Genomic DNA, 13,164 nt, shown 5'->3' on the forward strand with positions numbered 1-13,164 from the left:
TAAACTCCTCATAGCGTCCAGGGCGCAGGCTTGCCCGCCGAGAGACCGAGTGTCTTGATTGCTCTCGTTTGAACGCCAGCAGGTATCTTGCCCTCACGTTCCAGCGCTTCGATGGCGGCCAGCGCAATGCTATGGCGATCCATCTCGAAGAAAGATCTCAGGACACTTCGCTGGTCGCTACGCCCAAACCCATCTGTGCCCAGTGCGATAAATCGTTGCGTCAGGTACGATGCGATCATTTGCGGAACTGCACGCACATAATCAGTCGCCGCAATCACAGCAGCTTCAGACCCAAGACATTTCTGCACATAGGTTTCACGCGGAATTACCTGTGGGTCAAGTCGGTTCTGGCGTTCGGTCTCTTCCGCCTCGCGGGCCAGTTCGCAGAAACTGGTAGCACTGAATACATCCGAAGCGATATCAAATTCCTGTTCGAGGATCTTTGCGGCAGCTCTGACTTCCATCAGGATTGTGCCTGAGCCGATCAGATTGACTATCGCTTTGCCGGTGCCGCAACTTTCCATTCGGTACAGCCCTTTGACAATACCCTCCTCAGTGCCTGGAGGTAGCGATGGTTGGGGATAATTCTCATTCATCACTGTCAGATAATAGAACTCGTCGATCTGATCCGTCATCATCCGACGGGTACCGTAATCCATGATGACTGCCAACTCGTAGGCAAAGGCTGGGTCATAACTGCGACAGTTCGGGACGGTTGCGGCAATCAGTTGACTGGTCCCATCCTGGTGTTGCAAACCTTCACCAGACAGCGTGGTGCGGCCCGCTGTAGCCCCCAGAAGAAAGCCGCGCGCACGCTGATCAGCAGCAGCCCAGATCAGATCACCGACACGCTGAAAGCCAAACATGGAATAGTAGATATAGATTGGCAGCATGGGCATACCATGAATCGAATACGAAGTTGCGGCAGCCGTCCAGGACGACAGTGCTCCAGCCTCCGTGATGCCCTCTTCCAGAAGCTGACCAGCTTCTGCCTCCTTGTAATACATCATCGAGCCTGCGTCTTCGGGCGTGTAAAGTTGCCCGTCCGGCGCGTAGATTCCGATTTGTCGAAACAGGTTATCCATGCCGAAAGTGCGGGCTTCATCCGCCACAATGGGCACGATACGCGGGCCAAAGGACTTGTCCTTGAGCAACCCGCCCATCATTCGTACGGCTGCCATCGTGGTGGACATCTGCTTGCCGTTCGCCTCCAGTGCAAATTTTCCGTACTGACTTACCGGAGGTACGGCAACTACCGACGCTTGTGGAGCTTTACGGACACGCTTAGGTAGATACCCACCCAGGGCGGCACGCCGCTCGTGCAGATATTCCATTTCCTCGCTGTTGGGATCGGGCACGAAGATATCGAAATCTTCGACAGCCTTGTCAGACATCGGTAAATCAAATCGGTCACGGAATTGATACAGCGCCTGGGTATCAAGCTTCTTGGCCTGATGGGCAATCATCCTGGATTCTCCAGCCCCGCCCATTCCATAACCCTTCTTGGTTTTTGCCAGGATGACCGTGGGACGCCCTTTTTCCGCTTTGGCAGCAGTGAAAGCAGCATGGAGCTTGCGCATATCGTGACCACCACGCTTGAGATTGTTGATCTCGGCGTCGCTCATGTGGCTGACAAGCGCCGCTGAGCGTGGATCGGCATTGAAGAACTTCTCACGGTTGTAGTCACCATCCTTGGCACCCAGGTTCTGGTACTCGCCATCAACGGTTTCAGCAAACCGGCTGAGTAATACATTGTCCTTGTCACGGGCGAATAGCTCATCCCACTCAGTCCCCCAGAGCACCTTGATGACATTCCAGCCTGCGCCGATGAAAAGCGATTCCAGCTCTTGAATCACCTGTCCATTTCCGCGTACCGGACCATCCAGACGTTGCAGGTTGCAGTTGACAATAAAGGTCAGATTGTCGAGCCGTTCACGGGCAGCGAGCGTCAACCCGGCAATCGATTCTGGCTCATCCATTTCGCCGTCCCCAAAAACACCCCAGACATGACGTTCTTGCGTGTCGCTCAAGCCTCGCGCCTCCAGGTAGCGCATGTAGCGGGCCTGATAGACCGCACTAAGAGGGCCAATGCCCATGGAGCCAGTTGGAACCTGCCAGAAATCCGGCATCAACCAGGGGTGTGGGTAGGAGCAGAGCCCGTTACCTGCAACTTCCTGTCGGTAGTTATCCAGCTGATCGCGACTCAAACGCCCTTCCAGATAAGCACGCGAATAGATACCGGGAGCTGAGTGTGGTTGAAAATAAACCAGATCTCCTCCGAAATCCTCGGTGCGTGCGCGAAAGAAATGATTGAAGCCAGTCTCGAAGATCTCGGCCGCCGAGGCATAGCTGGCGACGTGCCCTCCCAGCCCTCCATAGGCCTCGTTGGCCCGTACGACCATGGCCAGAGCATTCCATCGCATGATCGATGTCAATCGAGATTCGATCGCCAGGTTCCCCGGGTAAGCACCTTGCGCCTCAATGGGGACGGTGTTGCGGTACGATGAATAAGATTGTTCATCTTTCAAAAGCCCCTCAAGCCGGGCCGTATTCCTCAACTGTTTCAGAAGGAACTGCGCACGCTCATCTCCCGCCGATTGCTTGACACTCAGAAGAGACTCCACCCACTCACGGGTCTCCTCCGGATCCGCATCAACGAACCGGGTTGCCCAGTTCGGATTCTCTTGCATGTTCATGCTCTCCCTCCTCGTTGTGTCGCGAATCAAGCGCTCTTGCTGTATTTCACGGGTGGTAATGCTTGTGTCAGATCAGCCAGAATGTCATCGATGCCTTCCAGCCCTACTGACAAACGGATCAAGCCGTCGCTGATACCGTACACGGCACGTTCTTCGGGGGTGTAGGTTGAGTGGGTCATGCTGGCAGGGTGCTGAATCAGAGTCTCTGCATCTCCCAGTGATACCGCCCGCCCAATCATTGTCAGCCGGTTCATCATGGCGCGCCCCGCCGCAATCCCACCGTGCAGTTCAAACGCGATCATGCCGCCATACCCTGGCATCTGTTTTTGAGCAAGCGAGTGCTGGGGAAAACTCTCCAGACCTGGGAAGTACACCTCTGGCACCGCCGGATGCTCTTCCAGCATCCGGGCGATAGTCATTGCACTCTGGCAGTGGCGGTCCATCCGCAAAGCAAGTGTCTTGATTCCACGCATTACCAGCATCGCATTGAAGGGTGACATAACGGCTCCAGTCATGTCTTTCATGCCGATCAGGCGTATCTGCTTGACCATCTCGCCGCTGCCGACAACAAGGCCGGCTACCAGATCGCCATGCCCGCCCAGGTATTTGGTCGCTGAGTGCACGACTATATCTGCACCAAATTCCAGCGGTCTGGTAAGAAAGGGTGTTGCATACGTATTATCGACAACAACCGTTGCACCGTAAGATCTGGCAATAGTCGAAACCGCTTCTATATCTACCAGCCGCATGTTGGGATTGGCTGGTGTTTCAAAATAGATTACGCGAGTCTTTTCGCTGATAGCCTCTTTCAGATTCTGAGGCTCGGTCATGTCGATCGGTGTGACAGTAATTCCAAATTTTGTCAGCCCATGTTGCATGAAGGAAAAAGTGCAGCCATAAAGAGTTTTATCGATGATCAGCTCATCTCCTGGCGCTAACAATGTCCATAGCGTGGAGGTGATCGCGCCCATGCCTGAAGCGAGGGCCAGACCGGCCTCTGCCCCTTCAAGGCTTGCAATCCGACGCTCCAGAAGGTCGTTTGTCGGATTCGAGATGCGCGAGTAGAAATGTCCCGACCGTTCGCCAGCAAACATTTCTGCACCCACCTCGGCACTTTCAAATACGAAGGTCGACGTCAAATGCAAAGGCGGAGTGAGTGCCCCTTCGTTCTGTCTTGGATCGTACCCGTGGTGTATAGCGCGGGTAGCGAAATCGGATTGAGAGTCGTTCATCGGCGGATCTCCATTGCTTGCAGCAATATTCAAGGAGATGAACGGGTGTTTTTCACCAAATACGACGGGGTAATTATTGATTATTGGCAGATTATGCTGCCATCGGTCTGTTTTTGACCGGTTTCTACCTTTACCCCAGCACCTTGAACAGGCTCATGTCGATGCGCTGTCCACTGAGCGATGGTTACCTTGTTTGCAGGCTGTTTCAATAATTCTTGCCAAGTTTCAGAAAATGTGTCACATTTTTCCATAGGGAAGCCTACGGTTAAAAAATCAATACTTTTCCGCCACCTGCCAATCGACAGAGCCTTATGAGCACATCTTAAGTCCTGGCCTACCATCAGCACCGTTCTACCGATCTGTATCGCACCTCCTGGAGTTCAGCCAACCTTGAACCCCGCATCCAGCATTGTCGGGATATTGAAGTGGCCGCCCAATTCCGGCTGCCTGAAATCGAACAGCAAGACCATAAGGAAACAAAATGATGCGCTCCTATTCCGCACTCAAAGTCCTGCGTGAGGGACTACGAGGACATACAGGCTGGCAACCTCTCTGGCGTAGTCCTGAACCACAAACCAACTATGATGTGATCATCATCGGTGGTGGTGGCCACGGATTGGCTACTGCGTATTATCTGGCAAAAAACCATAACGTACGCCGTATTGCCGTGATTGAAAAAGGCTGGCTCGGTGGTGGCAATACCGGTCGCAACACCACGATCATCCGCTCGAACTACTTCTATCCTGAGAGCACGAGGCTGTATGACCTTTCGGTTCGGCTCTACGAAAACCTTGCACGTGAGATCAACTACAACGTGATGTTCTCGCAGCGCGGAATGCTGGTTTTGTCTCATTCCGAAGCCGAAATGGAAATTGCTGCGCGAACAGTCAACGCCATGCAGTTGAATGGGGCCGATGCCGAATTGCTCGACGCCAGAGATGTACAGAAAAAAGCTCCTATCTTGAATTTTCGCGATGACGCGCGTTATCCGATTCATGGTGCCATCTGGCAGGGTCGAGCCGGCACAGCACGCCATGATGCGGTGGCATGGGGCTACGCCCGCGCTGCGGATGAGTTGGGAGTCGACATCATCCAGAACTGCGAAGTCACCGGTTTTTCGATCCAGGGCGGTCGTTGTAATGGCGTAGAGACTACCAAGGGCAAAATTCATGCAGATCGAGTCGGCGTCGCAGTGGCCGGACACTCCTCTGTATTGGCCGAGATGGGAGGCTACACACTCCCGATCCATTCCTATGCACTTCAAGCATTCGTGACTGAAGCGGTCAAGCCGGTAATGGATACGGTTGCGTTTTCGCCGATGACGGGAAGTTATTTCAGCCAGTCCGACAAGGGTGGTCTTGTGATCGGCGGGGCGCTTGATCGCATCCCCTCCTACGCGCAACGAGGTAACACCCCCATGCAGGAAACAGTGCTGTCGGGAATTATCGAAATGGCACCAGCACTCGCTAAAGTCAAATTGCTTCGCCATTGGGCAGGTAACGTTGATGTCAGCCCCGACAGTTCGCCCTTGATCGGACCGTCAGGGACCGACGGCATTTATGTCAACTGCGGCTGGGGAACAGGTGGTTTCAAAGCTATTCCTGCTGGTGGCTATCTGTTTGCACACCTCCTGGCAACAGGCAGTCACCATGAAATCAGCCGTCCCTTCGATCTCGACAGGTTTAGTACCGGTCGCATGCTTGACGAAGCGGCCGGATCCGGCATCGCACACTGATACAAGGAAACCAGACATGCAAAGCTTCCCATGTCCTTTTTGTGGCCCTCGCGACGAGCGCGAATTCCACTTCGCGGGAGAGGCGGACAAGATTCGCCCGGACACAACTCAAACGATAAGTGATGCTGAATGGGCAGATTACCTGTTCAATCTCAAAAACTCCAGAGGACCGACTCGTGAAATCTGGGTCCATACACCTTGCCAGGAATACTTCGTCATGGAGCGCGATACTGCAACCATGGATGTCATTGGAGCGCACAGCCTCAGAAAGGACATTGCATGAGCGCACAACGTCTTGAAGGCCGCGGGATAATTGATCCCACGAGCAAGCTGTGCTTTCGTTTCGACGGACAGTCCTACACAGGCTTTAGTGGCGACACCGTGGCCTCTGCGTTATTGGCCTCTGGTGTTCGGATATTTGCACGTAGCTTCAAGTATCACCGCCCTCGAGGGGTCTGGGGTAGTTGGAATGATGATCCCAATGCGATCGTGGATATTCGCGTCGATGAGGTCACTTTTCCTAATTGCCAGGCGACGACGACACAGTTGATCGACGGCATGGATGTGCGATCGATCAATGCATGGCCCAACGCTTCATTTGACGTGAAAGCGATGCTGGACTTGGGTAGCCGCTTTTTGCCTGCAGGCTTCTACTACAAAATGTTCATGTGGCCCGACTGGCACCTGTTCGAACCAATGATTCGCAAAATGGCTGGCATGGGCACATTGAGCGACGAGGTTGTCGAAGGCTATGATGCAGTCATTCTGCACGAAAGCTGCGAGCTATTGATCATAGGTGGTGGCGCTGCAGGATTGGCCGCCGCACGCACCGCAGCCGAAGGCGGGCGCTCTGTGTTGATTGTCGAAGATCACGCAGACTTCGGGGGCAGAATACTAGCCAGAGCGGATCTGATCGATGGACAGAATCCAGTCGACTGGGTCAACGATCAAATTTCCGCCATCCGAGCCGCGGGCGGGCGAGCTCTTTCACGCACGACAGCAATTGGCATCTACGATCATCGGGCTATCTCCTTGATCGAGGATCGCGGTGTTGGTGTCGCCCCGGTTGTACGCAAGGTACGCCCCGATTCCGTAATTCTTGCAAGCGGTGCTATCGACCGGCCTGTCACGTTTACCAACAATGATCGACCGGGAGTGATGTCTCTGGAAGGAGCTGCCGATTTTCTGGCCAGGTACGGCGTGCTTGTAGGCGAGCGAATTGCAGTCTTATCCAACAGACCCGATAAACAGTTAATGGCACAGCTGTTCCGCGACGCCGGAGCACACGTTCAGGAATTCGACGCAACCCGAGAGACAGCTGAAATAAAGGGACGACGCGGCGTCAAGGCCTTGCAAATCGGCAGTGAGATATACCCTTGCGATACCGTTCTGGCCTCTGGTGGGCTGACTCCAGCAATACATCTTTGGCGGCATGCAGGAGGCAAACTCGATTGGGACGAGCCACGCCAGGCGTTCCTTCCCGGCAAGGGACCAGACTGGTTGCAGGCCATAGGTGCGGCAAACGGTACCTATGACCTGGAAACAGCGATCGACGAGGCAAAGTCTGTAGCACTCGGTATGCGTGTACACAGGCGTGCAAGCTATACACTTCCGCCTCTTTGGCCCGATCTGTCGGCAAAGGGTCGGCAATGGCTTGATTTTCAGCATGATGTTACGGTCAAGGACATTGCCCTCGCTAAACAGGAAAACATGGTGTCGGTCGAACACCTGAAGCGCTATACCACACTGGGCATGGCTGGCGATCAGGGCAAGATATCGAACATGCCAGCGTTGGCGACAATGGCGAAATTGCAGGGAAAACCCATTCCCGAAGTGGGCACAACCACATTCCGCCCGCCGTTTGTCCCAGTACCTCTTGAAACCTATAGTGGCGCTCATAAAGGCACGCGAATGGGGCCATTGAAGCGTCTAGCGCTAGAACCCGATCACCGGAAGCTTGACGCGGCCATGGGCGAATACGGCGGCTGGCTCAGACCCGCCTGGTATGGCGGCTCCGATGAGAAAACGGCAGTGCTTCGTGAATGCTGCATTGCCCGTAACGCAGCTGCCATCATGGATGGCTCAGCACTGGGTACGATCGAGGTTGTTGGCCCGGATGCGCGTGATCTGGTCAATTTCGTGTACTACAATACAATGTCGAATCTGCAACCCGGCCGTATTCGCTATGGGTTCATGCTGACCGAATCAGGGTTGGTTTTTGATGATGGCGTCATGGCTTGTGTCAACGACAATCGGTTCATCATCTCGTGCTCTTCATCGCACGCAGACAGTGTCATGGCTCACCTGGAGAACTGGCGCCAGGACAAGTTTGATCCCTCACGAGTATTCATTCATGACACCACGCAAAACTGGTCGACTGTCACCGTAGCCGGCCCCAAGGCAAGAGATATAGTAGCGGCACTGAACGTCCTGGATGAGCTGACCAACTTTGCGCACATGTCGCTGAAGATGGGTAGTTTCAATGGAAGACCCGCCCGTGTGGCACGAGTCAGTTTCACCGGTGATACCAGTTATGAAATTTCGGTCCGTAATGACTACGTCAAAGAACTTTGGGCAGCAGCATTGGAAATGGGGAAACCATTCGGGGCAGGCCCTGTTGGGGCCGAAGCGCTTACCGTGCTGCGTGCCGAGAAAGGATATATCCTCGTTGGCAAGGATACTGATGGAGAAACCATGCCGCATGATCTTGGCTTTACCGTACCGCGCCTGAAGAAAAAGGCGGCATTTGCAGGAGATCGTAGCTTGCACAACCAAAACGCCAATCGAACGGATCGCAAGCAGCTAGTCGGACTGCAAGTTGATCCTGGAGCCTGCATGCTGCCTGTCGGAGCTCATATTGTCGATGCTCGAAACGGTAGAAAGGTGTCGTTGGGCTATGTCACATCAAGCCATGAGAGCCCGACACTTGAACGTCCGATTGCGTTGGCATTAGTGAGTTCCGGAGCTGACTTGATGGGTCAGAATGTCAGTGTCTGGCATATGGGGGAAAGCTCAACAGCGCATGTCACCCTCCCCTGTGCCTTTGATCAGGAAGGAGAACGTCTCGATGCGTGACGATCGCAACCGATGGGCTGCGGCCCCATCAGAAGCAAGGCCAGAGCTGGTCGCTCAGGCAGTAACTGCACGGATTGTTGCAATAGAACGTCAAACGGTTCTGAGCGGCGATTATTCTTCTTGTCTTGAGCTTGCCGGTATGTGCCAGCCCGCGGTAGGAAGCCATGAGGTTGCCAATGGAGACAGCTATGCCATTCGACAACGTAGAGATCGAATTCTGATCATCAACGGCGTGCAGCTAGAGGATGGCTGGCATGAAGGTACCGGTGTCGCAATTGCCGATATGTCATCGGCCTACTGCGTCATTGAAATTTCCGGGACAGATGCCGAACGTATCATTGCCACCGGGACCGAGTATTCTGCAGCCACCTCTAGCCCATCGGCCGCACGCCTGTGGCATGGATTTTCTTGCCTGATTTACCGGCACGAGAACAAGTACCGCCTGCATATCCGATCAGCATATCTCGAAGCCGCTTGGGACATGCTTCAACAGCAGTTCGTGTTGGTAGCGCAACTTCAACGGGCGAACGCTGAGTCCTATAACCCTTAGGCGCCCACTATGACAAAAAAAAAGAGAGCCTCTAGAGCAGGAACCATATCTGCTGCTGACTGGGTGGCAGCATCGCGAAAGCGGCTGATCGCAGAAGGAATTTCAAGTGTGAAAGTCGAACCCTTGGCTCGGGAACTTGGTGTGACACCTGGCAGCTTCTACTGGCATTTCAAAAATCGCCAAAGCTTGCATCGGGCCTTGCTTCGTGATTGGTTGAATTCGAATGTCAAACCTTTTTTTTCAACATTTGAGTTGGCCGAAAAGAGTCCCAGAGAACAATATCTTGCGCTTGCTTATGTCTGGGTTCTAAGCCCGGATTTTAATCCCGGTTTAGATGTCGCGATCAGAGAATGGAGCAAGACATCCAGCCTGGTCGGTCGGATTATGCGACGTGTAGATGTTAGCCGGATCGGTCTTTACCAGGGAATTTTCGAAGACTTCGGACACGAGCCCATTGCAGCTCTGGTTCGAGCGCGCATGATGTACTATCACCAGATTGGCTATTACACAATGAAGGTCGAAGAGGATTTAGCGAGTCGGCTGATGCACTTGCCGCATTACGCCGCAGCCATGTCCGGGGATACCTGGCTGCTCGACTGTACTAAGCCTGAAGAGGTGCGTGCGGCCTTGACTGGCTTCCGTCACCGAGTAAACGTCGGGGCCGTACAGGCTTGCCGCAAGGCGCCATGAAGGCCTTTCTTAGACTGTGCCCTGGCCTGTGTTGCGAGCAACAACCGAACCGAGAACGATGATGGATTCAAAGGATCGACAAATAGTGCGTGCGCTGCAACGTGATGGCAGGATCACCAATCAAGCCCTTGCACAGAAGGTAAACCTCTCTCCTTCCCCTTGCCTGCGCCGTCTTCGTAATCTTGAGGAAAGCAATGTAATCCGCGGATACAGTGCCGAGATCGATCCCAGAAAATACGGCCTGTCTTTGCTGGCCTTCATTTCTGTTCGACTGACAAATCACACAAAAGAGACCGTTACAAACTTTGAAAGCCAAGTCAGATTAATCGATGAAATCCTGGCTTGTTATTTATTGACCGGAGTGCAGGACTACCTGCTCCATGTAGTTGTCAAAGATCTGGACGGGTACGATGACTTTATCAGAAACCGCTTGCATTCTATCGGCTGTATAGCCTCGATCGATACAAGCATTTCTTACAGTATCGTGAAGCATACAGCTGTTTATCCGGAAATATGAAGCGTTTTCCAATTAAAGAAAAAGACTCTGGCAAAGTGCATTAGCCATAGATAATACTGCGTACGTTGAATTAAAGAGTAGAGAGCTCACTCCGTAAATTGAAGCAAAGTGAAACCATCCCAAGCCCTGGTTCGGAAATACAAAAGTTTCACTGGATAAATACTGCGTTGGGCTTGCTGATCTCAGAAGGCAGGCAAAACGTCAAACTGCTCAGTTTTGAACCGATCAGCCCTGTTGTATTCAGGAGAATAATCAATGAAAAGCTCTTATCAGACGGTCGTTATAGGTGGCGGAGTCGTCGGTGTTTCCGTGCTGTACCATCTTGCAAAATTTGGATGGACTGACGTCGCCCTCGTTGAGCGTGCTGAACTGACAGCTGGCTCCACCTGGCACGCAGCAGCAGGATACTTTTCTCTGAATGCAGATCCGAATATCGCGGCGCTCCAGGCCTACACCATCAATCTTTATAAAGAGATCGAGGCAGCAAGCGGCCAGAGCGTCGGTATGCACGAAACCGGTGGGTTGATGCTGGCCAGTGACCCGCGCCGCTGGGAGATGCTCAAGGCGAGCCTGTCGACTTTTGAGGCTATTGGCATTGACACTGCGCGTTTGGTGACGCCTGACGAAGTACGAGAAATGACCGGGGGTTTTATCGTTACCGATGATCTTCAAGGTGCATTGTATGACCACAACGAAGGGTATCTTGATCCGAATGGTGTGACCTATGCTTATGCGGGCGCTGCGAAAAAACTGGGTGCTGAAGTTATCCTCCGCAACCGCGTTCTTGATTTGAACCAGCGGACTGACGGTAGTTGGGATATCGTTACCGAACACGGTACGATCCATACAGAACACGTCGTCAATGCAGCAGGCCTCTGGGCAAAGCAGTGTGGGCTGATGGCCGGTGTCGATCTGCCAGTCACGCCGATGGAGCACCACTATCTGGTAACTGAGGGTATTCCAGAACTGCGTAAGCGTGACGGCGAATTGCCGGTCATCATAGACTTGGACGGATTCACGTATTCTCGCCAAGAGCGCGATGGTCTGCTGCTAGGTGTTTACGAACGCAACTTCAAGCATTGGATGATGGATGGCGCGCCCTGGGACTATGGGATGGATCTGATCCAACCGGACATAGATCGCATCATGCCCGAGCTTGAAGTGGGCTTCGAACGTTACCCATCCCTGGCTGACACTGGGATTCGGAAATGGATCAATGGTGGATTCACATTCGCGCCAGACGGTAACCCATTGGTAGGACCGGTTGGGCCGCGTGGATATTGGGTCGCCTGCGGAGTAATGGCCGGTTTCAGCCAGGGCGGCGGTGTCGGCAAGGCTTTGGCTGAATGGATGATTCATGGCCAACCAGAAGGTGATATTTACGGAATGGATGTAGCGCGTTTCGGTCTGCACCAATCGAATCGTGAATATATTCGCCAAACCACTGGGCAGTTCTATGCACGGCGCTTCATGATCACTTATCCGAATGAAGAGCTACCTGCAGGACGGCCTTTGCGCACACCGGGAGCCTATGTCGACATGAGCGAAGCAGGTTGTCGCTGGACACAAAGCTGGGGCATGGAAGCGCCAGCTTATTTTGCTCCCTCCAGTAACTTTGTCGAACCTGGTACATTGCGCCGCAATGCAGCTTTCGATATCGTGGCAAAGGAGTGCGAGGCGGTGCAAAATGCCGCTGGTCTGATGGATATTTCAGCCTACGCACGCTACGAAATCACGGGCCCGAATGCGGAAGCATACCTCGACAAACTATTGTCCTGCCTGCTTCCCGAACCGGGCAAGGTCAAACTTGCTCCCATGTTGGCAGAAGATGGCCGACTCAAAGGTGACTTGACCGTTTTCAACTGGGGCGGTGGCATCTATTGGCTGATGGGAAGTTACTACCTGCGTAGCTGGCACATGCGGTGGTTCGAGGATCACCAGATTGAAGAAGCCATTATCCGGGACATGTCCGACTACATTGGCGGATTCTCGCTCAATGGCCCGAAGGCGCGCGAACTTCTCCAATCACTGACAGCTACCGATCTCACCTCTCTGAATATGATGAGTTGCAGGTCGGTGGATCTGGGCCTTTACCGGATCAAGCTTGCTCGCCTCTCACTGTCGGGCGAACTGGCCTATGAAATCAATTGCTCGGCGGTTGAACACGCAGGGTTACGCAAATGCCTGCTTGAGGCGGGCACACCCATGGGTATTCGTGAAATCGGGTTCCGCGCCATGTCGTCGCTACGATTGGAAAAGTCCATAGGTATCTGGAATGGAGAATTCACTCAAGCCTATACCCCGTCAATGACCGGGTTTGACCGCTGGATCGCTTGGGACAAGGGCAATTTCATCGGACGGGAAGCCGCAAGGAAAGCCTCCGCACCTACCCAGGTCTTGCGGATGATCGAAATCGATGCCAGTGACGCTGACGCCAGGGGGTTCGAGCCCGTTCGCAAAGATGGATGCGTTATAGGCATGACCACCAGCGGCGGGTATGGTTACAGAATGCAAGCGTCTTATGCAATGGCATTAGTCAACGTAGAGCATGCAGATATCGGCAACGATATTATTGTTGATATTGTTGGTGAACAACGCCCCGCCACTATTATTGAATTGTCTCCCTACGATCCAACAGGCGGTCGCATGCGCAAGTGAGAATATGGAAT

At 53.4% G+C, this 13,164-nt stretch carries 9 protein-coding genes; 7 read left to right on the forward strand and 2 right to left on the reverse strand.

Translation table 11 applies throughout. From position 1 onward, the window contains the following. Nucleotides 1-8: 8 nt before the first annotated feature. Together mdeB and IMCC3135_RS26815 are read right to left on the reverse strand one after the other, a co-directional pair. Nucleotides 9-2,690, reverse strand: a complete 2,682-nt coding sequence (gene mdeB, locus IMCC3135_RS26810) for an alpha-ketoglutarate dehydrogenase (RefSeq protein ID WP_205738180.1) — start codon at nucleotides 2,688-2,690, stop codon at nucleotides 9-11. 32 nt (nucleotides 2,691-2,722) lie between these two features. After that, nucleotides 2,723-3,928 carry a methionine gamma-lyase gene (locus IMCC3135_RS26815; RefSeq protein ID WP_088920389.1) on the reverse strand — a complete coding sequence of 402 codons (1,206 nt, stop codon included), beginning with the start codon at nucleotides 3,926-3,928 and terminating at the stop codon, nucleotides 2,723-2,725. Between the two features lie 481 nt (nucleotides 3,929-4,409). Here IMCC3135_RS26815 and IMCC3135_RS26820 point away from each other — a divergent pair, with 481 nt between their 5' ends. The 7 genes from IMCC3135_RS26820 to IMCC3135_RS26850 all read left to right on the forward strand — a co-directional run bounded on the left by IMCC3135_RS26820 (nucleotide 4,410) and on the right by IMCC3135_RS26850 (nucleotide 13,153). After that, nucleotides 4,410-5,663: a sarcosine oxidase subunit beta family protein gene (locus IMCC3135_RS26820; RefSeq protein ID WP_088920390.1), complete on the forward strand. Its 1,254-nt coding sequence runs from the start codon at nucleotides 4,410-4,412 to the stop codon at nucleotides 5,661-5,663. A 16-nt stretch (nucleotides 5,664-5,679) separates the two neighbouring features. Beyond that, nucleotides 5,680-5,946, forward strand: coding sequence for a sarcosine oxidase subunit delta (locus IMCC3135_RS26825; RefSeq protein WP_088920391.1), 267 nt, complete (start codon nucleotides 5,680-5,682; stop codon nucleotides 5,944-5,946). Beyond that, nucleotides 5,943-8,738 (forward strand): 2Fe-2S iron-sulfur cluster-binding protein, encoded by a 2,796-nt coding sequence (locus tag IMCC3135_RS26830; RefSeq protein WP_088920392.1) that lies wholly within the window; start codon nucleotides 5,943-5,945, stop codon nucleotides 8,736-8,738. Before IMCC3135_RS26825 ends, IMCC3135_RS26830 begins: the two co-directional genes overlap by 4 nt. Continuing rightward, nucleotides 8,731-9,288, forward strand: a complete 558-nt coding sequence (locus IMCC3135_RS26835) for a hypothetical protein (protein ID WP_088920393.1) — start codon at nucleotides 8,731-8,733, stop codon at nucleotides 9,286-9,288. The genes IMCC3135_RS26830 and IMCC3135_RS26835 overlap by 8 nt, the downstream gene beginning before the upstream one ends. 9 nt (nucleotides 9,289-9,297) lie before the next feature. Then, a complete protein-coding gene (locus IMCC3135_RS26840; protein ID WP_088920394.1) occupies nucleotides 9,298-9,978 on the forward strand; it encodes a TetR/AcrR family transcriptional regulator in 681 nt (226 codons plus the stop codon). Nucleotides 9,979-10,036: 58 nt separating this feature from the next. Further along, entirely contained in the window at nucleotides 10,037-10,495 is a 459-nt protein-coding gene (locus tag IMCC3135_RS26845; RefSeq protein ID WP_205737726.1) for an Lrp/AsnC family transcriptional regulator, read from the forward strand. A gap of 255 nt (nucleotides 10,496-10,750) precedes the next feature. Continuing rightward, nucleotides 10,751-13,153 carry a GcvT family protein gene (locus tag IMCC3135_RS26850; RefSeq protein ID WP_088920395.1) on the forward strand — a complete coding sequence of 801 codons (2,403 nt, stop codon included), beginning with the start codon at nucleotides 10,751-10,753 and terminating at the stop codon, nucleotides 13,151-13,153. Nucleotides 13,154-13,164: the final 11 nt, after the last annotated feature.

The organism is Granulosicoccus antarcticus IMCC3135 (assembly GCF_002215215.1).
GTDB lineage: Bacteria > Pseudomonadota > Gammaproteobacteria > Granulosicoccales > Granulosicoccaceae > Granulosicoccus > Granulosicoccus antarcticus.